The 20,927-nt window shown below is 66.4% G+C and carries 23 protein-coding genes; 5 read left to right on the top strand and 18 right to left on the bottom strand.

Going from position 1 to position 20,927, the window contains the following annotated elements:
* Nucleotides 1-47 precede the first annotated feature (47 nt).
* The 15 genes from AC0J5K_RS05560 to AC0J5K_RS05490 all read right to left on the bottom strand — a co-directional run bounded on the left by AC0J5K_RS05560 (nt 48) and on the right by AC0J5K_RS05490 (nt 13,195).
* The gene (locus AC0J5K_RS05560) at nt 48-1,277 is read right to left on the bottom strand and encodes an NADH-quinone oxidoreductase subunit D (protein ID WP_170850553.1); all 1,230 of its coding nucleotides are present in this window, start codon (nt 1,275-1,277) and stop codon (nt 48-50) included.
* 2 nt (nt 1,278-1,279) lie between these two features.
* Entirely contained in the window at nt 1,280-1,453 is a 174-nt protein-coding gene (locus AC0J5K_RS05555) for a hypothetical protein (protein WP_048532307.1), read from the bottom strand.
* A complete protein-coding gene (locus AC0J5K_RS05550; protein WP_048532308.1) occupies nt 1,453-2,064 on the bottom strand; it encodes an NADH-quinone oxidoreductase subunit C in 612 nt (203 codons plus the stop codon). Before AC0J5K_RS05550 ends, AC0J5K_RS05555 begins: the two co-directional genes overlap by 1 nt.
* Before the next feature lie 11 nt (nt 2,065-2,075).
* Entirely contained in the window at nt 2,076-2,684 is a 609-nt protein-coding gene (locus AC0J5K_RS05545; protein WP_244526521.1) for a NuoB/complex I 20 kDa subunit family protein, read from the bottom strand.
* Complete coding sequence (locus AC0J5K_RS05540) at nt 2,675-3,040, bottom strand: NADH-quinone oxidoreductase subunit A (protein ID WP_048533867.1); 366 nt, start codon at nt 3,038-3,040, stop codon at nt 2,675-2,677. Before AC0J5K_RS05540 ends, AC0J5K_RS05545 begins: the two co-directional genes overlap by 10 nt.
* A 297-nt stretch (nt 3,041-3,337) precedes the next feature.
* Nucleotides 3,338-4,117: a crotonase/enoyl-CoA hydratase family protein gene (locus tag AC0J5K_RS05535; protein WP_074837218.1), complete on the bottom strand. Its 780-nt coding sequence runs from the start codon at nt 4,115-4,117 to the stop codon at nt 3,338-3,340.
* The gene (locus tag AC0J5K_RS05530; protein ID WP_274562508.1) at nt 4,110-4,982 is read right to left on the bottom strand and encodes a hydroxymethylglutaryl-CoA lyase; all 873 of its coding nucleotides are present in this window, start codon (nt 4,980-4,982) and stop codon (nt 4,110-4,112) included. Before AC0J5K_RS05530 ends, AC0J5K_RS05535 begins: the two co-directional genes overlap by 8 nt.
* Nucleotides 4,979-5,641 (bottom strand): glutathione S-transferase family protein, encoded by a 663-nt coding sequence (locus tag AC0J5K_RS05525; protein ID WP_274562510.1) that lies wholly within the window; start codon nt 5,639-5,641, stop codon nt 4,979-4,981. The genes AC0J5K_RS05530 and AC0J5K_RS05525 overlap by 4 nt, the downstream gene beginning before the upstream one ends.
* Nucleotides 5,638-7,581 (bottom strand): acetyl/propionyl/methylcrotonyl-CoA carboxylase subunit alpha, encoded by a 1,944-nt coding sequence (locus tag AC0J5K_RS05520; RefSeq protein ID WP_274562512.1) that lies wholly within the window; start codon nt 7,579-7,581, stop codon nt 5,638-5,640. Before AC0J5K_RS05520 ends, AC0J5K_RS05525 begins: the two co-directional genes overlap by 4 nt.
* Before the next feature lie 66 nt (nt 7,582-7,647).
* On the bottom strand, nt 7,648-9,255 hold the full coding sequence (locus AC0J5K_RS05515; protein ID WP_274562514.1) for a carboxyl transferase domain-containing protein: 1,608 nt from the start codon (nt 9,253-9,255) through the stop codon (nt 7,648-7,650).
* A gap of 91 nt (nt 9,256-9,346) precedes the next feature.
* Nucleotides 9,347-9,937: a hypothetical protein gene (locus tag AC0J5K_RS05510; protein WP_274562516.1), complete on the bottom strand. Its 591-nt coding sequence runs from the start codon at nt 9,935-9,937 to the stop codon at nt 9,347-9,349.
* A gap of 1 nt (nt 9,938) precedes the next feature.
* Nucleotides 9,939-10,670, bottom strand: a complete 732-nt coding sequence (locus AC0J5K_RS05505) for a flavodoxin family protein (protein WP_048532315.1) — start codon at nt 10,668-10,670, stop codon at nt 9,939-9,941.
* A 49-nt stretch (nt 10,671-10,719) separates the two neighbouring features.
* Nucleotides 10,720-11,124: a DUF1622 domain-containing protein gene (locus tag AC0J5K_RS05500; RefSeq protein ID WP_244526520.1), complete on the bottom strand. Its 405-nt coding sequence runs from the start codon at nt 11,122-11,124 to the stop codon at nt 10,720-10,722.
* A gap of 61 nt (nt 11,125-11,185) precedes the next feature.
* Nucleotides 11,186-12,349 (bottom strand): isovaleryl-CoA dehydrogenase, encoded by a 1,164-nt coding sequence (locus AC0J5K_RS05495; protein WP_074837212.1) that lies wholly within the window; start codon nt 12,347-12,349, stop codon nt 11,186-11,188.
* A 198-nt stretch (nt 12,350-12,547) separates the two neighbouring features.
* The gene (locus AC0J5K_RS05490) at nt 12,548-13,195 is read right to left on the bottom strand and encodes a DUF1236 domain-containing protein (RefSeq protein ID WP_048532317.1); all 648 of its coding nucleotides are present in this window, start codon (nt 13,193-13,195) and stop codon (nt 12,548-12,550) included.
* 343 nt (nt 13,196-13,538) lie between these two features.
* Here AC0J5K_RS05490 and AC0J5K_RS05485 point away from each other — a divergent pair, with 343 nt between their 5' ends.
* Nucleotides 13,539-14,015 carry a CreA family protein gene (locus AC0J5K_RS05485; protein ID WP_048532318.1) on the top strand — a complete coding sequence of 159 codons (477 nt, stop codon included), beginning with the start codon at nt 13,539-13,541 and terminating at the stop codon, nt 14,013-14,015.
* Here AC0J5K_RS05485 and AC0J5K_RS05480 read toward each other — a convergent pair.
* Both AC0J5K_RS05480 and AC0J5K_RS05475 read right to left on the bottom strand, forming a co-directional pair.
* A complete protein-coding gene (locus AC0J5K_RS05480; protein WP_274562525.1) occupies nt 13,991-15,196 on the bottom strand; it encodes a DegT/DnrJ/EryC1/StrS family aminotransferase in 1,206 nt (401 codons plus the stop codon). The two genes, AC0J5K_RS05485 and AC0J5K_RS05480, sit on opposite strands and share 25 nt — an antisense overlap.
* 54 nt (nt 15,197-15,250) lie before the next feature.
* Complete coding sequence (locus AC0J5K_RS05475; protein WP_274562527.1) at nt 15,251-15,925, bottom strand: HAD-IA family hydrolase; 675 nt, start codon at nt 15,923-15,925, stop codon at nt 15,251-15,253.
* 109 nt (nt 15,926-16,034) lie between these two features.
* Between AC0J5K_RS05475 and glmU the strand changes: the two genes are divergently transcribed.
* The 4 genes from glmU to AC0J5K_RS05455 are packed head-to-tail and all read left to right on the top strand — an operon-like array spanning nt 16,035 to nt 20,441.
* Nucleotides 16,035-17,390, top strand: coding sequence for a bifunctional UDP-N-acetylglucosamine diphosphorylase/glucosamine-1-phosphate N-acetyltransferase GlmU (gene glmU / locus AC0J5K_RS05470; RefSeq protein ID WP_274562529.1), 1,356 nt, complete (start codon nt 16,035-16,037; stop codon nt 17,388-17,390).
* Complete coding sequence (glmS, locus tag AC0J5K_RS05465; protein ID WP_274562531.1) at nt 17,390-19,213, top strand: glutamine--fructose-6-phosphate transaminase (isomerizing); 1,824 nt, start codon at nt 17,390-17,392, stop codon at nt 19,211-19,213. The genes glmU and glmS overlap by 1 nt, the downstream gene beginning before the upstream one ends.
* A complete protein-coding gene (locus AC0J5K_RS05460) occupies nt 19,213-19,764 on the top strand; it encodes a pyridoxamine 5'-phosphate oxidase family protein (RefSeq protein WP_274562533.1) in 552 nt (183 codons plus the stop codon). The genes glmS and AC0J5K_RS05460 overlap by 1 nt, the downstream gene beginning before the upstream one ends.
* The gene (locus AC0J5K_RS05455; protein WP_074837206.1) at nt 19,761-20,441 is read left to right on the top strand and encodes a DNA alkylation repair protein; all 681 of its coding nucleotides are present in this window, start codon (nt 19,761-19,763) and stop codon (nt 20,439-20,441) included. The genes AC0J5K_RS05460 and AC0J5K_RS05455 overlap by 4 nt, the downstream gene beginning before the upstream one ends.
* Here AC0J5K_RS05455 and AC0J5K_RS05450 read toward each other — a convergent pair.
* Entirely contained in the window at nt 20,431-20,922 is a 492-nt protein-coding gene (locus AC0J5K_RS05450) for a hypothetical protein (RefSeq protein WP_244526519.1), read from the bottom strand. The genes AC0J5K_RS05455 and AC0J5K_RS05450 overlap by 11 nt on opposite strands.
* Nucleotides 20,923-20,927: the final 5 nt, after the last annotated feature.

The raw sequence follows: 20,927 nt of genomic DNA, 5'->3' as shown, positions 1-20,927 counted from the left end.
GGAAAGGGCCGCAACCGGCGTGAGGAAAAGACCGTAACGCACTGGGGTCACCGGTCGATCTCCCCGAAGACCACGTCCATCGTGCCGATGATCGCCGCCACATCGGCCAGCTGGTGGCCACCCGCGACGTAATCCATCGCCTGCAAATGCAGGAACCCCGGCGCCCGCAGTTTGGCGCGATAGGGCTTGTTGGTGCCATCCGCCACGAGATAGACGCCAAATTCGCCCTTGGGCGCCTCGACCGCGGCATAGACTTCGCCGGCGGGCACGTGGAAGCCTTCGGTATAAAGCTTGAAGTGATGGATCAGCGCCTCCATCGAGGTCTTCATCTCGCGGCGCGATGGCGGCGTGATCTTGCCCCGGGCAAGGATTTCGCCCTGCCCCTCGGGCGCGCGCAATTTCTCGATCGCCTGATGGATGATCTTCAGCGACTGGCGCATTTCCTCCATGCGGACGAGATAGCGGTCATAGCAATCGCCGTTCTTGCCCACAGGGATCTGGAAGTCGAATTCGTTATAACATTCATAGGGTTGCGCCCGTCGCAAATCCCATGCCAGGCCCGAGCCGCGCACCATCACGCCGGAAAAGCCCCATTGCTGGATGTCCTCTTCGCTGACCACGCCGATATCGGCGTTGCGCTGCTTGAAGATGCGGTTTTCGGTCAGCAACCCGTCGATGTCGTCGATCACCTTGGGGAATTCATGCGCCCAGGTCTCGATATCGTCGATCAGGTCGGGCGGCAGATCCTGGTGCACGCCGCCGGGCCGGAAATAGGCCGCGTGCAGCCGCGCGCCACAGGCCCGCTCGTAGAACACCATCAGCTTTTCGCGTTCCTCGAAGCCCCAGAGCGGCGGGGTCAGCGCGCCCACGTCCATCGCTTGGGTGGTGACGTTCAGCAGGTGGTTCAGGATACGGCCGATCTCGGAATAGAGCACCCGGATCAGCGAGGCGCGGCGCGGCACCTGCACGCCGGTCAGCTTTTCGATGGCCAGACACCAGGCATGTTCCTGGTTCATCGGCGCGACGTAATCGAGCCGGTCGAAATACGGCAGGTTTTGCAGGTAGGTTCGGCTCTCCATCAGCTTTTCGGTGCCTCGGTGCAGCAGGCCGATATGCGGGTCGCAGCGCTCGACGATCTCGCCGTCAAGCTCGAGCACCAGCCGGAGAACCCCGTGCGCCGCAGGGTGTTGCGGGCCGAAGTTGATGTTGAAGTTGCGAATTTTCTGCTCGCCCGACAGCGCGTCGGTGCTGCCGTCGTCGAACTTGGAGCCGTCCATCATCAGCGTTTCTCCAATTCCTGTAGCTTGGTGGCCATCAGCCACAGCAGGATCAAGGTTCCCAGCGGAATCACACAGGCCAGCGCCCAGAGCTTGTCATACCCGAAATGCGGCAACAGCTTCATCATCGGAATGATGGTGAGCACCGACATGATGATCCAGATCAGCGTGCCCATCACTTGGCCTCCGCGTCGGGTTTCTCATCGCCGGGCAGGATGTATTCCGCGCCCTCCCAGGGCGACATGAAATCGAACTGCCGATATTCCTGCACCAGGTTCACCGGCTCATAAACCACCCGTTTCTGCGCCTCGTCGTAACGCACCTCGGTATAGCCGGTGGTCGGGAAATCCTTGCGCAGCGGATAGCCGCGAAAGCCGTAATCGGTCAGGATACGGCGCAGATCGGGATGCCCCGAGAACAGGATGCCGAACATGTCGAAGACTTCGCGCTCGAACCAGTTGGCCGAAGGGTGGATCGCGGTGATCGAGGGCACCATCGCCTCTTCGCGGATCGACACCCGCAGGCGGATGCGGTGGTTCTGGTACATCGACAGGAAGTGATAGACCACGTCAAAGCGTTTCTGACGCTCGGGGTAATCCACCGCCGTGATGTCGACCAGCGACGAGAACTGGCAATTCGGGTCGCTGCGCAGGAATTCCACCAGCCCGGTGAGGTTCGTCGGCGCCACATTGACGTTGAGCTCGCCGTGATCGACCGAATAGCTCAACACGCAATCCGGCCGTTTCAGCTCGATATGCGCGCCAAGCTCGTTGAGTGCTGCGGTCATCGCCTGCCCCCTTACCTTGTGATCGTGCCGGTGCGGCGGATCTTGCGTTGCAGCTGCATCAGACCGTAGAGCAGCGCCTCGGCGGTCGGCGGGCAGCCCGGCACATAAATGTCGACCGGCACGATCCGGTCACAGCCGCGCACCACGGAATAGCTGTAGTGGTAATAGCCGCCGCCATTGGCGCAGGAGCCCATCGAGATCACGTAGCGCGGCTCCGGCATCTGGTCATAGACCTTGCGCAGCGCCGGGGCCATCTTGTTGGTCAGCGTGCCGGCGACGATCATCACGTCGGACTGGCGCGGAGAAGCGCGCGGCGCGATGCCGAACCGCTCGGCGTCATAACGCGGCATCGAGGTGTGCATCATCTCGACCGCGCAGCAGGCCAGGCCAAAGGTCATCCAGTGCAGCGAGCCGGTGCGCGCCCAGTTGATGATGTCCTCGGTCGAGGTCAGCAGGAAGCCTTTGTCCTGCAATTCGGCATTCAGCGCCTCCGCGCCGGCCGGCAGCCCCGCCGTTTCGATCGGTGCCTGGGCGGAGGCGCCGGATTTCACCCGCTCATGCTGCGGGCCCATGCCCTGCACTTCGGTGACATCGGGTTCGGGCGTTTGGTTCACTGCCATTCCAGGGCCCCCTTCTTCCATTCATAGGCAAAGCCGATGGTGAGCACGGCCAGGAAGACCATCATCGACCAGAAACCGACCATCGAGATATCCCGGAAGCCGACGGCCCAGGGAAACAGGAAGGCGATCTCGAGATCGAAGATGATGAAGAGGATCGAAACGAGGTAGAACCGCACGTCGAACTTCATCCGCGCGTCGTCGAAGGCGTTGAACCCGCATTCATAGGCCGAGACCTTCTCGGGGTCCGGATTGCGGACGGCGAGGATCACGGCGGCCAGGATGAGGACAATGCCAAGTCCGACGGCGACGGCGAGAAAGACGAGAATGGGAAGATATTCCCTGAGCATCTCTTCCACGGGGCAGGCTCCTTTCAGCACGCGCATCGCACGTGCGCTCAATTGGCTCGCTGGGCTTGTCCCGGGTTTATCGCTGCCGCCCAAGGGGGTCAATCCACCCATCACATATTCGCGAGAATTGATGACCTCGGTAATCGCCCGGAAATTAGGGACTTCCGGGCGAAATTTCCGGCCCGTCGCGCCCGGGTGCGTCGCACTCTGTTGTGCGCTAACAGCGCCGGCCCCAAGCGGCCCCCGCCCCGGGCCCGATCCGGGGCCCCACGGCCTGCCCGGCGCGACCGCGCCAGGCCGCCGGTGTCACGCCCAGCCGGGCTTGCGCTTGTCGAAGAAGGCGGCGATGCCCTCCTGTGCCTCGGCGCTTTCCCAGCGTTCGGCCAGCGCCCCGGCGGCAAAATCCATCTCGTCCTGGCTGACGCCGCCGCCCAGCGCGCGGATCAGCGCCTTGGCCTCGGCCACCGCGCCCGGCGCGCAGGCCAGATAGGGCGCCACTTCCGCCGCGACCGCCGCATCCAGATCGGCCGCCGGCACCGCCCGCGCCACCAACCCAAGCGCCATCGCCTCGGCGGCATCGAAAATCCGCGCCGACATGAAGACCCGCCGTGCCATCGCCGGCCCCATGCGTTTCAGCGCGAACGGCCCGATATTGGCCGGGATCAGCCCCAGCCGGGTCTCGGTAAAGCCGAATTTCGCCCCCTCCTCGGCAATCACCACGTCACAGACTGACATCAGCCCCATACCGCCGCCAAAGGCATTGCCCTGCACCCGCCCGATCAACGGTTTCGCCAGGGTATCAAGCGCCTGCAACATGGTCGAGAGCTTGGCACTCTCGCGCTTGCGCGTCGCCGCGTCCATCTCGAACTGCGCCCGCATCCAGGCCAGATCGCCACCGGCGCAAAAGCTCTTGCCCTCGGCCGCCAGCACCACCACCCGCACGCGGTCATCCGCGTCCAGCGCCTTGGCCGCCGCCACCAGATCGGCCAGCATCTGCGCCGACATGGCATTGTGTTTCTCGCTCCGCGCCAGCCAGAGCGTCGCCACGCCGCGGGCGTCGGTCTCTGTTCTTACAGTCTCATACATCATCCGTCTCCCGCGGCACGCGCATCGCGCGCGCCATCTCTGCCGCCGTGGCGATCACCCCCCGGTCGAGGCCGGTCTCATAACCCAGCGCTTCCAGCCGTGCGGCCACCGCCTCGGTCGCCACATTGCCCGCCGCGCCCGGCGCGTAGGGACAGCCCCCCAGACCGCCCACCGCCGCGTCGAAGACCCGCAGGCCCCGCTCCAGCGACACCTCGATATTGTCCAGCGCCCGCCCGCCGGTGTCATGGTAATGCCCCGCCAGCCGCGCCGCCGGCACCTGCGCGGTCACCGCCTCCAGCATCGCGGCGATGCCCTCCGGCGTGGCCCGCCCCACGGTATCGCCCAACGAGATCTCGTAGCAGCCCATGTCCAGCAGGGCCCGCGCCACCCGCGCAACCGCATCCGGCGCCACCGGCCCGTCGTAGGGGCATTCCACCACGCAGGAGACATAGCCCCTGACCGCCAGCCCCGCCGCCCGGGCCGCCTCGGCCACCGGGCGGAAGCGTGCCAGGCTCTCGGCGATGCTGGCGTTGATATTGGCCTTGGAAAACCCTTCGGAGGCCGAGCCGAAGATCGCCACCTCGTCGGCGCGCGCCGCAAGCGCCCCCTCCAGCCCGCGCAGGTTCGGGGTCAGCGCGGCATAAGACACCCCCTCGGCCCGGTCGATCCCGGCCAGCACCGCCCCGGAATCCGCCATCTGCGGCACCCATTTCGGCGAAACGAAACTGGCGCATTCAATGCGGCGAAACCCGGCGCCACTCAGGCAGTCGACCAGCGCGATCTTTTCCGCCGTCGGGATTCGGCGTTTTTCGTTCTGCAAGCCGTCGCGCGGGCCGACCTCGAAAATCTCGACCTTCGCGCTCATGTCCCGACCTCCTCCAGCGGATAGAAGTCGCGATCATAGAGATCCTGCTCACCGTCGCGCGCCTTGGCCCGCTGATAGCCGGGGCGCGCCTTCAGCCGATCCCAATAGGCCGAGAGCCGGGGAAATTCGTCGAACCGCACGTAATAACGCGCCAGTTCGAACCCGTAGGAAAACATGATATCGGCCGCCGAAAACCCCGAGGCCAGGCAATGGTCGTGCTGCCACCGGGCCTCCATCGCGCCCAGCGCCGCCCGCAGCCGTGCGGTCAGCAGCTTGATCACCACCGGCGAGGCATCCGCCGGATCCCGCAGGAACACCCGGTTGAGATTGAGGTTCTCCACCAGACAACCGATGGTCTCGGAATAGGCGATGAACTCGAGATAGCGCGCCCGCTCGGCCGTGCCCGGCGCCGGCTGAAGCCCGGGCTCGGGATGCTGTTCGCAGAGCCATTGCAGGATCGCCCCGCTCTCGAACAGCACCTCGTCGCCATATTCCAGCGCCGGCACCCGGCCGGCCGGCGACAACGCCTTGAACTCCGGCCGCCGCAGGGAACCGTCGCGGATCGAATAGGGCACCACCTCGAAATCGAGCCCCAGCTCCTCCATCAGCCAGAGCACCCGGAACGAGCGCGCCAGCGGCACATGGTGCAGACGGATCATGCCGCCGCCTCCCCGTCCTCGGCCAGCCGGATCAGCGCCGCCCCGGCCTCGACCTGGGCCCCGGCCGGCACCAGCACCTCGGCCACCACGCCATCGCGCGGCGCGGTCAGGGCATGTTCCATCTTCATCGCCTCGAGCACCGCCAGCCGGTCGCCGGCCTGCACCTCCTGCCCGGCCTGCACGTCGATCTTCTGCACCAGCCCCGGCATCGGCGCCTCGATCACCGAGGCATCGCTGGCCGCCCCCGCCGCCCGGTCGAGCGCCCGGATCACCCGGTAGGCCCTTCCGTAATCGGCAAAGACGGTCACCACATCGCCGGCCACCGCAAAGGGCCAGGCCGCGCGGCCATCCAACGTCCAGCCGCCGGGGCCGCGCCGGGCTTCGATCACCCGATCGCCGATCTCGACGTCGCAGGCGCCCGGCCCGCGCACCCGCAGCCGCAGCTCGTGCCGGCTCTCGCCCTCGTCGAGTACCAGTGTCCGCGCCAGCGGCTGCCAGAGGGTGAAACCTGTCGCCCAACCGTCGCCCTGCCAGAGCCCGGCCTCGACCAGCGCCGCCTGCGCCAGCGCCGCGGCATTCTCTTCCGTCACGGCGGTCAGCGCTGTGATCTCGCGGCCGATCAGCCCGGTGTCCACCTCGCCACGGCCAAAGCCCTCATGCGCCGCCAGCGCCCCGAGAAAGGCCAGGTTGGTCACCGATCCCGCCACCTCGGTGCGTCCCAGCGCCTGGCGCAGCCGTTTCAGGGCGATCTCCCGGGTCGGCCCATGGGTGATCAGCTTGGCGATCATCGGGTCGTACCACGGGCTGATCTCATCGCCGCCGCGCACCCCGGTATCGGCGCGCGCGCCCTCGGGGAACGACAGATGCGTCAGCGTCCCGGTGGCCGGCAGGAACCCCGCCGGCACATCCTCGGCATAAAGCCGCGCCTCGAAGGCATGGCCGGTGATCGTCAGCGCCTCCTGCCGCGCCGGCAGGCTTTCGCCGGCCGCCACCCGGAGCTGCCATTCCACCAGGTCGACGCCAGTGATCATCTCGGTGACCGGATGTTCGACCTGCAAACGGGTGTTCATCTCCATGAACCAGAACCCGTCCGGCCGCAGCCCCTGCGAGCCATCGACGATGAACTCCACCGTCCCCGCGCCCTTGTAGCCGATCGCCTCGGCCGCGCGCACCGCCGCCTGCCCCATGGCCGCGCGCATCTCCTCGGTCATGCCGGGCGCCGGTGCCTCCTCGATCACCTTCTGATGGCGCCGTTGCAGCGAGCAATCGCGCTCGAAGAGATGCACCGCCCGGTCGCCATCGCCAAAGACCTGGACCTCGATATGGCGCGGCTGGGTGACGAATTTCTCGATCAGCACCGCGTCATTGCCAAAGGCGGTGCGCGCCTCGGCCCGCGCGCTCTCCAGAGCCCGCTCGAACTCGGCCGGCCGTTCCACCAGCCGCATGCCCTTGCCGCCGCCTCCGGCGACCGCCTTGATCAGCACCGGATAGCCGATTTCCTCGGCGCGCGCCGCCAGCCCCTCCTGCGAGGCGCCGTGATAGCCCGGCACCACCGGCACCCCGGCCTCCTGCATCAGCGCCTTGGCGGCATCCTTCAGGCCCATCGCTCGGATCGCCTTGGCCGAAGGTCCGATGAAGGTCAGCCCGGCCGCCTCCACCGCCTCGACGAACTCGGGGTTCTCGCTGAGAAAGCCATAGCCCGGGTGGATCGCCTGCGCGCCCTCGGCCAGCGCCACCTCGATGATCCGGTCACCCTTGAGATAGCTCTCGGCCACCGCCGCCGGCCCGATGCAGCGCGCCACATCGGCCATTGCCACATGCGCCGCCCCGGCATCGGCCTCGGAATAGACCGCCACGCAGCGCACGCCCAGGCTCTGCGCCGTCTTCATCACCCGACAGGCGATCTCGCCCCGGTTGGCAATCAGGATCGTGTCAAACATCGGGCTTCCCTTCGCTGGTCCAAATCTTCTTCTCTTTGCAAATACGCCTCATGCCGCCTGCCCCGATCACATCCGGAAGACGCCGAAGCGCGTGTCCTCGATCGGCGCATTGAGCGCCGCCGACAGCGACAGGGCCAGCACCTCGCGCGACTTGCGCGGATCGATGATGCCGTCGTCCCAGAGCCGGGCGCTGGCATAAAGCGGGTGGCTCTGCTCCTCGAACATCTCGATCGTCGGCCGCTTGAATTCGGTCTCCTCCGCTTCGCTCCAGTTGCCGCCGCCGCGTTCGATGGCATCGCGTTTCACCGTCGCCAGCACGCCGGCCGCCTGCGCCCCGCCCATCACCGAGATGCGGCTGTTGGGCCAGGTCCAGAGAAAGCGTGGCTGATAGGCGCGGCCCGACATGCCGTAGTTACCGGCCCCGAAGGAGCCACCGACCAGCATGGTGATCTTCGGCACCGAGGTGGTGGCCACCGCAGTCACCATCTTGGCGCCATGGCGGGCAATGCCCTCGTTCTCGTACTTCCGCCCGACCATAAAGCCGGTGATGTTTTGCAGGAAGACCAGCGGCGTCTTGCGCTGCGAGCACAATTCCACGAAATGCGCGCCTTTCTGTGCCGCTTCGGAAAACAGCACGCCATTGTTGGCCACGATCCCCACCGGGCAGCCGTTCACCTCGGCAAAGCCGGTCACCAGCGTCTCGCCGAAGCGCGGCTTGAACTCGTCGAAATACGAGCCGTCCACCAGCCGCGCGATCACCTCGCGAATGTCATATGGTGTGCGCAGATCGCCCGGCACCACGTCGAAGAGCTCGTCAGGGTCATAGGCCGGCGCCGACCCCGTAGGGTGGGTTTGCAACCCACCGCCGCTGTGTCCGCCAAGCGACCCGACAGCCCGCCGCGCCAGCGCCAGCGCGTGGCTGTCGTCTTCGGCCAGGTAATCCGCCACGCCCGAAAGCCGCGTATGCACATCGCCACCGCCAAGATCCTCGGCGCTCACCACCTCGCCGGTCGCCGCCTTCACCAGCGGCGGCCCGGCGAGAAAGATCGTACCCTGTTCCTTGACGATAATGGTCACGTCCGACATCGCCGGCACATAGGCGCCGCCCGCCGTGCAGGAGCCCATCACCACGGCGATCTGCGCGATCCCCTTGGCCGACATCCGCGCCTGATTGTAGAAGATTCGGCCGAAATGGTCGCGGTCCGGAAAGACCTCGTCCTGGTTCGGCAGGTTCGCCCCACCTGAATCCACCAGGTAGATACAGGGCAGATGATTTTCCTCGGCGATCTCCTGGGCGCGTAGGTGCTTCTTGACGGTCATCGGGTAATAGGTGCCGCCTTTCACCGTGGCGTCGTTGCAGACCACCATGACCTCGCGGCCCATCACCCGGCCGATGCCGGCGATGGCGCCGGCGGCAGGGGCCGCGCCGTCGTACATGCCATGCGCCGCGGTGGCGCCGATCTCGAGGAAGGGCGAACCGGGATCGAGCAGGTTGGCCACCCGCTCGCGCGGCAGCATCTTGCCACGCGCCACATGGCGCTCGCGAGATTTCGCCCCGCCACCGGCGGCCGCGGCTTCGGCCGCCTCCTGCACCACGCGCAGCGCCTCTTCATGGGCGGCGCGATTGGCTTTTGCCGCGTCCGATCCGGTCACCAGCTTCGATGTCAGCTTCATGTTCCGCGCCTCCTGCGCAATCCCGGCCCTCCGGCGAGGGCCCTTCGTCCTGTCATTCGTCTCGGTCTGTTCGCTCCGGGCCGGGCCTTCCTCATCGCCCGGGTCGCGCCTTGGGCCGGGGCGGCGGTGGCGGATCGGCCCAGCCGGTTGTCACCGCTGGCGCCGCCAGCCCTAGGTATCGCCCCACCTGCCAGGCCAGCACGGCGCTTTTCAGCCGCAGATTGGCCTCGCGCGCGGTGCACCAGGTGGCCATGACCTCGCCCGCCCCGGCGCAATCCGGCCCCGCCGAAATGTCACGCGCAAGGTGCCAGGCCGTATGATAAAGCCGCGTCGGCAGCCCCTCGCTTGGCGGCGGCGGGTCCGGCAGTGCCGCCATGATATGGCCGTGCAGCACATGCTGGTCGCCGGCCAGCGCCTTCTGGCAGGCCAGCGGCGCCGCCGAGCGGTCGCAGCGGGTGACGCCGATATTGCCGCAGTATTCCACCCCGCGCACATCCCAGAGATCGAAATCCGCCGCATCGAGCGCCCGGTCGCGATGGACCCGAAGCCGCCATTCGTAGCGCGCGACCTCGGCATCGATGCAGGCCGAGAACTCCGGCAGCGTCTCCTCCGACCGGGCCGCCCCGGCCAGGCCCACCAGGGCCGCGACGGCCCCGCCGATGATCTGCGCCCCGCAGCCCATCTCAGGCGCGATAGTCCGGGTTTTCGTAGTCGAAACGACAGCCCGCCTCGAACGCCTTGCGGTCGTTGCCCTCGTTCGGATAGCCGCCGGCGTCGCGCAGCATCCGGGCGGCATGCATCAGGTTCCAGGTCATGATCGTGGTGTTGCGGCGGGTAAAATCATTGTCGAAGCCGACCGGCGTGTCCCCCTCCTGCGGATCGCCATAAGACGGCCCCGGCCCGGCCTCGCCGATCCAGCCGCAATCGGCCTGCGGCGGGATGGTATAGCCCAGGTGGCTCAGCGCGAACCCGAGGGTCATCGCCACATGTTTGACGCCATCCTCGTTGCCGGTGATGACGCTGCCGCCGACCTTGCCGTAATAGATCGACTGGCCCTTGTCGTTGAGTTCGCCCGACATGCCGTACAGCCGCTCGATCAGCACCCGGCAGACCGAGCTTTCCTCGCCCAGCCAGATCGGCGTGCCGACAACCAGAATATCGGCCGCCTTGACCTTGTCCCAGAGCTTGGGCCAGTCGTCGCTGTCCCAGCCATGTTCGGTCATGTCGGGAAAGATGCCGGGCGGCACCTGGTAATCGAGCAGATGCAGATGTTCGACGTCGACGCCGTTTTTTTCCATGATGTCGGCCGAGGCCCCCATCAACAGCCTTGTGTGGCTCTTGCTGCCGTCTTTCTTCAGCGAGGTGTTGATAAAGAGCGCCTTGAGTCCTGCGAATGTCTGTTTGCCATCGGTCATTGTCATCCTCCATGGGTGGGGTCAGCCTAGCACGCGTGCCATGCCCGACCTATTCACCTAGGTCCTTCTTCAATTGCTCCAACTCGCGATCGAGAAAGAACGACGTGATCGACCGGATCACCACCAGGAGGCCGAGGAACATCAGATCCGAGAATGCCAGACTCAGCGCGGTGTGGATGATGTCCGACACGATGAAGAGTTCGAGCGAGGCCAGAATATAACGGCCCAGCTCGATGCGTTCGCGGTTGGTTCGGTTGACGCGCTCGGAGCCGCGCCCGAAGATCTCGGCCCCGCTCACCCCGATGATGAAGCGCACCGCCCCCAGCAAAATCAGCACCACGGCGGCGATATCGACAATGGCGGCGGCCCATTCCAGCAGTTCGACCAGCCAGGAAAACTGGCCATGCAGAATGCCGCCCTCAAGTTCCAGATCGACAAGACTTCCCAAGATCACACACCTCCGTTCCGGGTTCCGGATCGTACGCCCAACCCGGCCGCCGAAGTCGCGGTTCCGTTCAGCCCATCTTCGCCATCATCTCGCGACCGATCAGCATGCGGCGGATTTCGCTGGTGCCGGCGCCGATCTCCATCAGCTTGGCATCGCGGAAGATGCGGGCCACCGGGGTTTCGTTCATGAAGCCCGCGCCCCCCATCGCCTGCACCGCCTGATGCGCCACCACCATCGCCTCTTCGCTGGCATAGAGGCAGCAGGCCGCGGCGTCCTGACGGGTGACCTCACCGCGATCGCAGGCCTTGGCCACCTCGTAGACATAGGCGCGGGCCGAGTTCATCTTGGTGTAGATGTCGGCCAGCTTGCCCTGCATCAGCTGGAAGTTTCCGATCGGCTGTCCGAACTGCTTGCGCTCGGCCATGTAGGGCATGATCTCGTCGAGACAGGCGGCCATGATGCCGGTGCCGATGCCGGCCAACACGACGCGTTCATAGTCCAGCCCCGACATCAGAACGCGCACGCCCTTGCCCTCTTCGCCGAGGATGTTGTCGAACGGCACTTCGACGTCCTCGAACACCAGCTCGGCGGTGTTCGAGCCGCGCATCCCCAGCTTGTCGAAATGCTTCGAGGTGGAAAAGCCCTTCATTTCCTTCTCGATCAGAAAGGCGGTGATGCCTTTCGACCCGGCGTCCGGGTCGGTCTTGGCATAGACCACCAACGTATCGGCATCGGGGCCATTGGTGATCCAGAACTTGTTGCCGTTGAGCCGGTAGTGATCGTTGCGCTTTTCGGCGCGCAGCTTCATCGACACCACGTCCGAGCCGGCACCGGCCTCGGACATCGCCAGCGCACCGACATGTTCACCCGAGACGAGCCGCGGCAGGTATTTCTGCTTTTGCTCCTCGGAGCCGTTCAGCTTGATCTGGTTGACGCAGAGGTTGGAATGCGCGCCGTAAGACAGCGACACCGAGGCCGAGGCCCGCGCGATTTCCTCGACCGCGATGACATGGGCGAGATAGCCCATGCCCGCGCCGCCGTATTCCTCGGGCACGGTCACGCCCAGCAGGCCCAGCTCGCCCATCTCCTGCCAGAGCTCGTTGGGGAACGCGTTCTTGGCGTCGATCTCCGCCGCCATCGGCCGGACCCGGTCCTGCGCCCAGCGGTGCACCATCTCGCGCAGCGCGTTTACATCTTCGCCCAGATCAAACGCCATCACCGCGTTGAACATGACCTTGCCTCCCAATTAATGAACAAGTGTTCAATAAATCCATACCAGCAGGTTTCGAGTCGGTCAATGGCCAGTTGCCCCACCCGCCCCGGCCCCCGCGCCGGGGCCTCTCGGCCGAAAGTGCGACCCCGAGCCTACCACGAAAAAGGGCGGCCCATCCGGGCCGCCCGTGACACTGGTTACCGAACGTCGGGAAACTTAGCGCACGACGTAGACGATGGTGCGCTGTTCCGGCTCCACGAGGACCGGCTGGCCGTTGATGTAGACATAACGCAACTCGGCATCCGGGATTTCGACCAGCTCCACGCTCTCGGGCACCACGGCGCCGCGCACCACTTCGCCTTCTAGATAGATCGGATCGAGCGTGTTGGTGCGCACATAGGTCACCACGCGTTCGTCAGGCTGGGCATAGGCCCCGGCCGACCCGGCCAGCAGACCACCGGCAACGGCACCGATCGGCCCGGCGACAAGCGCACCGGCCACGGCACCCACGGTCCCGGCACCGGCAAAGGCCTCGCCGTCCTTGGATGAGTCATAGGTGACCGTGCCGACGGTCACTTCCGGGGCGATCACGGCGGTCGGGGTCTCTTCGACCATGGCGGTCAGATAGTTGCCATAGGCCCAGCCCTCTTGGCCGTCATACGTCACCTTGCACCAGTTCGATTCCTCGATGCAGCCGTCAACGCTGGCCTTGGCCTCGGCATCGATCACGCCGATGATCTCATACTGGGGGCCGGGGCCGGCGCGCAGGTTGAGGTCGGTCACGGCGGTGGCCGAGGTCGCGGCAGCGGCCGAACCGGCGGCAAAAATGGCGGTCGAGGCGGTCAGGATAGCTTTGCGAAACATGGGTAGACTCCTTCTCACTTTGCTTTGAAGCGGCGCATGTTGCGCGGCGTTCGGGGGTCCAATCGCCAGCCGATGAGGTTTGTTCCGCGCTGTCGTGCAAACTTGCGGCGCTTTGCGCAAGGCCCTCGGTCCCTTGGCAAAATCCCGCCCAAAACCTCCGAAGGGCCCGGCGTTTCCGTGCCGATGCGCGACAACGTGATGCAACCTTTTCAACGCACCGGCATTGGCGCGCGCCGCCGCGCGGGAACCGAGGACGCGAGGGCTGCGTTGCACCTTGACCGGTCGCCGCGACCGGGATCATGTCTGGTGGGCGCCTTACGCCCGACGCATTCAGGAGTTCGCCATGCCCGCCACCCTCGCCCGCCTCTGCGCCACCGCCACCTTCTGCCTCGGCCTTGCTGGCGCTGCCGGCGCCGAACAGGTCGGCGAGATCGATGTCGACTGGGTGGGCAACGACATTCTCATCGAGGCCATCGCCGACCCCAAGGTCGAGGGTGTCACCTGTCATATCGCCTATTTCGAACGCGGCCTGTTCGACCGGCTGTCCAAGGGCAACTGGTTCGAAGATCCCTCGAACGCCTCGATCGCCTGCCGCCAGACCGGGCCGCTAAAGGTCGGCGACATCGACCTGGACGAAGACGGCGAGGACGTGTTCCGCACCTCGCGGTCGATCATCCTGAAATCGCTGCGGGTCAAACGCATTTTCGACGAGGCCAATCAGACGCTGATCTATGTCGCCCATGCCGCCGAATTGACCGATGGCTCGGCCAAGGTCTCGATGTCGACGGTGCCGCTCTATGGCGCCCGGTTGCAGGATTGATGAACCGCGCTCACCTCGGCCCGAATGATCCGCGCGATCAACGCGCAATCCTCGAGGCTGAAGGTCAGCGGCAGGCGCATGTCCACGATGCCCTTCAGAACCCGGTCGGTGGCCGGCATCGCCTCTGACGGCGCATAACGCCAGCTGTCGTAGCGCGAGGTAAAGGCCACCGGCTCGGCGCCACCGAACCACTTGAGCTCGACCCCCCGGTCGGCACAGCGGCGCAGCGCCTCGGCAATCGCTGCCTCACCCCAGTCGAGCAGCAGAAACTGGATCGACGAGCCGACAAAGGCCTCGCCCTCGCGCCGCGCCACCACATGCAGCCCGGGCGTGTCGCGCAGCCCCTCTTCGACCACGCTGTACCGCGCGTTCCAGCGCCCGATCTGCCGGTCGAGCGCCCGCAGTTGCGGGCGCAGGATCGCCGCGCGCAGATGGTCCATCCGCCCCGAGACATTGGGCGTGTCGTATTTCACCCGCTCGAACACCTCTGGCCCCGGCGCCGCCAGATGCCGGCCGTAAAGCATGTAGGAACCGGAAAGCATCACCGCCCGCGCCGCCACCTCTTCGTCATCGGTGACCAGCAAGCCGCCCTCGCCGGAGTTCACATGTTTGTAGGTCTGGCAGGAATAACAGCCCAGAACCCCGTGCCGCCCCGAGGGCAGTCCGCGCCAGGCGGCGCCCATGGTATGGGCACAATCCTCGATCACCCGAATGTTCGCCGCGTCGCAGATCGCCATCAGCCGGTCCATGTCGCAGATGTGCCCGCGCATGTGGCTCAGCATCAGCACCTCGGCCTGATCCGCCTTGGCCGCCAGGTCGTCGAGATCGATCACCAGCCCCTCGGTCACGCCGACAAACACCGGCACCGCACCGACCGAGGCGATGGCGCCGGGCACCGGCGCCAGCGTGAAGGCATTGGTCAGCACCCGGTCGCCCGGCCGGACCCCGATGGCCCGCAGCCCGCAGGCCATGGCATAGCCGCCCGAGGCCACCGCGAGGCAGTATTTCGCCCCGACCCGGGCGGCGAATTCCTGCTCCAGCAGCGCCACTTCGCCAGCCTCGTCGGGGGCCAGGTTGTAGCGATGCAGCCGCCCCGAGCGCAAAACCGCCAGCGCCGCCTCGATCCCCTCTTCGGGGATTGGCTCCTGCTGGGTGAAACTGCCGTGAAATCTCTCGTTCATGCGCCAGTCTTGCGGCGGGCTCCGGCCGAGGTCAACCACCTGCCGGCCGCCGTTCTAGAGTGCGCCGCGCCCCAGCGCCAAATCCACCACGCCCGGCAGATCGCCATAAGCTTGCAACAGATGTTCCGGCTCGAGCGCCGCCATGTCGTCGCCCGAGGGGCCGAAGGTCACCAGCACGCTGGGCACGCCGGCCGCCCGCGCGGTCTCGCGGTCGGTCACGCTGTCGCCCACCAGCAGCGAACGCTCGACCGCGCCGCCGGCCCGTTCGACCGAGGCGCGGTAAGGCGCGGCATCGGGTTTGCGCACCGGCAGCGTATCGGCCCCGACCAGCGAGCCAAACAGATCACGCACGCCAAGCGCCACCAGCAGCTTGTGTGCCAGGCGCTCGGGCTTGTTGGTGCAGATGCCGGTACGGATGTCGGCGCCCTGCAAGGTGCCGATCGCCTCGACCGCGCCGGGATAGAGCACCGTGGTGTGATGCAGCGCCGCGTCATATTCCTCGAGCAGCCGCGGATACCAGGCATCGATGGTGGCAAAATCATCCGCCCGGCCCAGCCGCTGCATCCCCAGAAGCAGCATCGCCCGCCCGCCGCGCAGTGCCGTGCCGGCATCCTCGGGGCCCAGCAGATCGCCCTCGCCCATCGCCCGGAAACAGGCATTGGCGGCGGCCAGCAGATCGCCACTGGTGTCGGCCAGTGTGCCGTCGAGGTCAAAAATCACGGTGCGCATCGGCGTGCCTTTCCTGACACAGACGGAAATCCAATGTGAGCGGCGCGTCCTTGCGGCGCGCGCCTCAGCGGATAAAACGGGACCGACCTAATTACAAAGAGAATCTGTTATGAGCATCGCACTCGTCATCCTTGCCGCCGGCAAAGGCACAAGGATGCGCTCCGACCTGCCGAAAGTCCTTCACAAGGTGGCCGGCGCGCCGCTGCTGGCCCATGCGATGGCCTCCGGCGCCAGCCTCTCGCCCGAACGCACGGTGATTGTCACCGGTCACGGCGCCGAGCAGGTGGAGGCCGCCGCGCGCGAAATCGACGAGACGGCGACCTGCGTGCTGCAATCGGAGCAATTGGGCACCGGCCATGCGGTACTTCAGGCACGCCCGGCGCTCGAAGGCTTCAGCGGCGATGTCATCGTGCTTTATGGCGACACGCCCTTTATCCGTCCCGAAACGCTCGAGGCCATGGCCGAGGCGCGCAGGAGCCATGATGTGGTGGTGCTGGGCTTTACCGCCGCAGATCCGGGCAAATACGGCCGGCTGGTGATGGAAGGCGACGCGCTTATGCAGATCGTCGAATTCAAGGATGCCGGCCTGCGCGAACGGGCAATCGATTTCTGCAATTCCGGCGTGATCTCGGCCAGCGCGGATACGTTCTTTGCCTTGCTCGACCGGGTCGGCAACGACAATGCCTCTGGCGAATACTACCTGACCGACATCGTGGCACTGGCACGCGAGGCCGGGCTTTCGGCCACGGCCGTCTCTTGCGACGAGGCCGAGACCATGGGCGTGAATTCGCGCGTCGACCTGGCCGCTGCCGAGGCCGGGTTCCAGTCGCGCAAACGCGCCGAGGCGCTGATCGAGGGCGTGACGATGACCGCGCCCGAGACCGTCTGGTTTGCCCATGACACCTGGATCGGCCCGGATTGCGAGATCGAGCCCAACGTCGTCTTCGGCCCCGGTGTGACGATCGAGAACGGCGCCCATATCCGGGCCTTTTCGCATCTCGAGGGATGCCATGTGTCGCGCGGCGCCGTCGTCGGCCCCTATGCCCGTCTGCGCCCCGGCGCGGAACTGGCCGAAGATGTCCGGGTGGGCAATTTCGTCGAGATCAAAAACGCGGTGCTGGACGAAGGCGCCAAGGTCAATCACCTGACCTATATCGGCGACGCCCATATCGGCGAAAAGACCAACATCGGCGCCGGCACCATCACCTGCAATTACGACGGGGTCTTCAAGCACCGGACCGAGATCGGGGCGCGGGCCTTCATCGGCTCGAACACCATGCTGGTGGCGCCGGTCAAGGTGGGGGCCGAAGCGATGACCGCGAGCGGTGCGGTAATCACCAAGGAGGTGCCCCCGGGCGCGCTGGCGATTTCCCGCGCCGATCAGGTCAACAAACCGGGATTGGCCCGGAAATTGTTCGAGATGTTAAAATCCAAAAAGGCAAATCAGGCGGGGAGCAAGGGATAATGTGCGGTATTGTCGGATACCTTGGAAACCACGAGGCCGCGCCGATCCTTGTCGACGCGCTGAAACGGCTGGAATATCGCGGCTATGACAGCGCCGGCATCGCCACGGTGCACGGTGGCCGTCTCGAACGGCGGCGCGCCGTCGGCAAGCTGGTGAACCTATCCGACCGGCTGGTGCACGAACCGCTGGCCGGAAAATCAGGCATCGGCCACACCCGCTGGGCGACCCATGGCGCGCCCTCCGAGGTCAATGCGCATCCGCATTACACCGGTCGCGTGGCGGTGGTGCACAATGGCATCATCGAGAATTTCCGCGCGCTGCGCGAAGAGCTGGCCGCCGCCGGCATCGCCACCGAGACCGACACCGACACCGAGACCGTGGCGCTGCTGACCCATCACCACATGAGCCAGGGCAAGTCCCCGGTCGAGGCCGCCCATGCCGCGCTCGACCGGCTCGAAGGCGCCTTTGCCCTGGCCTTTCTCTTTGACGGCGAAGAAGACCTGATGGTCGCCGCCCGCAAGGGCAGCCCGCTGGCCATCGGCCATGGCGAGGGCGAGATGTACGTCGGCTCCGACGCCATCGCGCTGGCGCCGCTGACCGACAAGATCACCTACCTCGAGGAAGGCGACCGCGCCGTTCTGACCCGCACCAGCCTCGAGATCCGCGACCACCAGGGCCGCCTGGCCAACCGCCCCACCAAGACCGTGGCGCTGGATGCCACCAACGTCGACAAGGCCGGTTACAAACACTTCATGGCCAAGGAAATCGCCGAACAGCCGGCGGTGATCCAGAACGCCATCACCAAATATCTCGACGAGGCCGGCACCGGCCTCAATTGGCCCGAGACCCTGCCGGATTTCTCGCAGGTCGACCGGCTGACGATGGTGGCCTGCGGCACGGCCTCTTACGCCTGTTTCACCGCCAAATACTGGTTCGAACGCATCGCCCGCCTGCCGGTCGAGGTCGATATCGCATCGGAATTCCGCTACCGGGAACCGCCGGTCACCCCGCGCACCGCCGCGCTGTTTGTCAGCCAGTCGGGCGAGACCGCTGACACCCTGGCGGCGCTGCGCTATGTCCGCGACAAGGCCGATCACGTGATCTCGGTGGTCAATGTCCCTGAAAGCTCGATCGCCCGCGAGAGCGACACCGCCCTGCCGATCCATGCCGGGGTCGAGGTCGGCGTGGCTTCGACCAAGGCCTTCACCTGCCAGCTCACCGTGCTTTTCCTGCTGGCGCTCAAAGCGGCCCACGTCCGGGACCAGATCACCACCGAGCAGCTTCAGGATCACCTGGCCACCCTGCGCGCGCTGCCCGGCCAGATCAACGACGCCCTGACCCTGAGCGACGCGCTGCGCGACATCGCGCACGATCTTTCCGATGCCAGCGACGTGCTGTTCCTGGGCCGCGGCCTGATGTACCCCCTGGCACTGGAAGGCGCACTGAAACTCAAGGAAATCAGCTACATCCACGCCGAAGCTTATGCGTCGGGCGAGCTCAAGCACGGCCCCATCGCGCTGGTCGATCCGACGGTGCCGGTGGTGGTCATGGCACCGCGCGACTCGCTCTTCGACAAGACGGTGTCGAACATGCAGGAGGTCATCGCCCGCTCCGGCCGGGTCATCCTCATCACCGATGCGCAGGGCCGCGACGAGGCCGCCGAGGACGTCTGGCACAGCCTGGCCCTGCCGACGGTGCCCGAGGTGCTGACCCCGATCCTCTATGCCATCCCGGCACAGCTTCTGGCCTATCACACCGCGATCGCCAAGGGCACCGACGTCGACCAGCCCCGCAACCTCGCCAAATCGGTGACGGTGGAATAATGGGCAAGCAGTTCGAGGCCCTGAGCAACGCACACCGCGATTTCATCGCCGCGCAGCACATGTTCTTCTGCGGCACGGCGGCGGCCGAGGGCCGGGTCAATATCTCGCCCAAGGGCATGGACAGCCTGCGGGTGCTCGGCCCCAATCGGATCGTCTGGCTCAACATGACCGGATCGGGCAATGAAACCGTCGGCCACCTGGCGCGCGACCCGCGGATGACGCTGATGTGGTGTTCTTTCGACAAGCGCCCGCAAATCCTGCGCACCTATGGCCGCGCCCGCACCCTGCACCGCGATGCCGCCGACTGGGACGACATGATCGCCCGGTTCGGCGACCGGCTCGGCGCGCGCCAGATCTATGACCTGAGCATTGACATGGTGCAGACCTCCTGCGGCTATTCCATCCCCTTCATGGATTTCACCGGCGAACGCGACACCCTTACCCGCTGGGGCGAGGACCGGGGCGCCGAGGGGATCCGCGACTATTGGGCCAGCCGCAACCGCGAGACGATCGACGGCCTGCCCACCGGCATCGACGCCAACCTGACATGACCCTCGACGACGCGCTCGCGGCGCTCGAGGCCCGAAGCGACGCCGGCCGCGCGGCAGGCGCCTCCGCCTATCACAAGGCGGCGCGGCGCTATCTCGGCGTACCGAACCCGGTGCTCAACGACCTGACCAAGAGCTGGCGGCAGGCGCTGTCGCTGCCCGAACGCCTGGCCCTGGCCGAGGCCCTCTGGCAGACCGACATCCACGAGGCCCGGATCGCCGCCGCCAAGCTGCTCACCCAGGCGCGCCTCCGCCCGGATGACGCCGTCTGGGCGCTGATCTGCACCTGGGTTCCCGATTTCGACGCCTGGGCGATTGCCGATCATGCCTGCATGGCCGGGCAGCGTCGGCTGAGCGCCGATCCGTCGCGGCTCGACCAGGTCGAGACCTGGACCGCCTCGGATCACCTGTGGACCCGGCGCGCAGCGCTTGTCATCACCCTGCCCTGGGCCAAGCTGCGCCATCCGAAGCCGGCGCAGGAGGCCGAGCGGCACCGTATTCTCGGCTGGGCGGCGGGCTACGTCGACGATCCCGCCTGGTTCATCCAGAAATCCGTGGCCTGGTGGCTGCGCGACCTGTCGAAACATGCCCCCGAGCTGACCCGCGCGTTCCTGGCGCAGCATGGCGCGCGGATGAAGCCCTTTGCCCGCCGCGAGGCCGGCAAATACCTCAGTTCCTGAACACCCGGAGCGTGACCAGCCCGGTCAGCGGCGCTCCGAGCAGGCGCATCGCAGGCAGCGAAATCCGGCTACCGGCGGTCGCCGCCCCGTCGATCGGGATCAGCTCGACCTGCGCCGATTTGCCGGTCTCCGGGTACTCCACCCGGCCCTGCGCCGGCGCATCCACCAGCGGTGTCTCGAGCCAGAAGCCGGAGCGCGTCGGATCGCCCAGCGAGGCGACGGTGGTGCCAAGCGATTGCGCGCCGGCCTCGGAGGGCGCCGCGGCGGCCCTGGCGCGCTCTTCGGCCGACGTGGTGTCAAAAGCCGCTTCCGACGCCGCATCGGCCGGCGGCGCGGCAGCCGTTTCCGGCGCACCGTCGGTGTCGGAAACCCCGGCAGGCGCATCCGCCTGCCGCTCTCGTTGCTGGAACGGGGCGCTCAACTCGGTACAACCTGCCAGCACAACCAGCGCCGTGGCGCCGAAGAAAAACCGGTACATCATGGCGG

The sequence above is a fragment of the Marinovum sp. E3 genome (genome assembly GCF_055755275.1).
Note: the sequence above shows the minus strand (reverse complement) of the source record. Positions and strands in the feature narration are given on the sequence as shown.

What these genes read in the sequence shown, in the direction of transcription:
- AC0J5K_RS05520 (WP_274562512.1), bottom strand. Translation starts at nt 7,581, where the DNA reads ATGTTTGACACGATCCTGATTGCCAACCGGGGCGAGATCGCCTGTCGG.
- AC0J5K_RS05495 (WP_074837212.1), bottom strand. Translation starts at nt 12,349, where the DNA reads ATGTTCAACGCGGTGATGGCGTTTGATCTGGGCGAAGATGTAAACGCG.
- AC0J5K_RS05490 (WP_048532317.1), bottom strand. Translation starts at nt 13,195, where the DNA reads ATGTTTCGCAAAGCTATCCTGACCGCCTCGACCGCCATTTTTGCCGCC.
- AC0J5K_RS05550 (WP_048532308.1), bottom strand. Translation starts at nt 2,064, where the DNA reads ATGACCGCAGCACTCAACGAGCTTGGCGCGCATATCGAGCTGAAACGG.
- AC0J5K_RS05535 (WP_074837218.1), bottom strand. Translation starts at nt 4,117, where the DNA reads ATGTATGAGACTGTAAGAACAGAGACCGACGCCCGCGGCGTGGCGACG.
- AC0J5K_RS05525 (WP_274562510.1), bottom strand. Translation starts at nt 5,641, where the DNA reads ATGATCCGTCTGCACCATGTGCCGCTGGCGCGCTCGTTCCGGGTGCTC.
- AC0J5K_RS05485 (WP_048532318.1), top strand. Translation starts at nt 13,539, where the DNA reads ATGCCCGCCACCCTCGCCCGCCTCTGCGCCACCGCCACCTTCTGCCTC.
- AC0J5K_RS05455 (WP_074837206.1), top strand. Translation starts at nt 19,761, where the DNA reads ATGACCCTCGACGACGCGCTCGCGGCGCTCGAGGCCCGAAGCGACGCC.
- AC0J5K_RS05560 (WP_170850553.1), bottom strand. Translation starts at nt 1,277, where the DNA reads ATGGACGGCTCCAAGTTCGACGACGGCAGCACCGACGCGCTGTCGGGC.
- AC0J5K_RS05480 (WP_274562525.1), bottom strand. Translation starts at nt 15,196, where the DNA reads ATGAACGAGAGATTTCACGGCAGTTTCACCCAGCAGGAGCCAATCCCC.
- glmU (WP_274562529.1), top strand. Translation starts at nt 16,035, where the DNA reads ATGAGCATCGCACTCGTCATCCTTGCCGCCGGCAAAGGCACAAGGATG.
- AC0J5K_RS05460 (WP_274562533.1), top strand. Translation starts at nt 19,213, where the DNA reads ATGGGCAAGCAGTTCGAGGCCCTGAGCAACGCACACCGCGATTTCATC.
- AC0J5K_RS05530 (WP_274562508.1), bottom strand. Translation starts at nt 4,982, where the DNA reads ATGAGCGCGAAGGTCGAGATTTTCGAGGTCGGCCCGCGCGACGGCTTG.
- AC0J5K_RS05475 (WP_274562527.1), bottom strand. Translation starts at nt 15,925, where the DNA reads ATGCGCACCGTGATTTTTGACCTCGACGGCACACTGGCCGACACCAGT.
- AC0J5K_RS05515 (WP_274562514.1), bottom strand. Translation starts at nt 9,255, where the DNA reads ATGAAGCTGACATCGAAGCTGGTGACCGGATCGGACGCGGCAAAAGCC.
- AC0J5K_RS05545 (WP_244526521.1), bottom strand. Translation starts at nt 2,684, where the DNA reads ATGGCAGTGAACCAAACGCCCGAACCCGATGTCACCGAAGTGCAGGGC.
- glmS (WP_274562531.1), top strand. Translation starts at nt 17,390, where the DNA reads ATGTGCGGTATTGTCGGATACCTTGGAAACCACGAGGCCGCGCCGATC.
- AC0J5K_RS05505 (WP_048532315.1), bottom strand. Translation starts at nt 10,670, where the DNA reads ATGACCGATGGCAAACAGACATTCGCAGGACTCAAGGCGCTCTTTATC.
- AC0J5K_RS05450 (WP_244526519.1), bottom strand. Translation starts at nt 20,922, where the DNA reads ATGATGTACCGGTTTTTCTTCGGCGCCACGGCGCTGGTTGTGCTGGCA.
- AC0J5K_RS05510 (WP_274562516.1), bottom strand. Translation starts at nt 9,937, where the DNA reads ATGGGCTGCGGGGCGCAGATCATCGGCGGGGCCGTCGCGGCCCTGGTG.
- AC0J5K_RS05555 (WP_048532307.1), bottom strand. Translation starts at nt 1,453, where the DNA reads ATGGGCACGCTGATCTGGATCATCATGTCGGTGCTCACCATCATTCCG.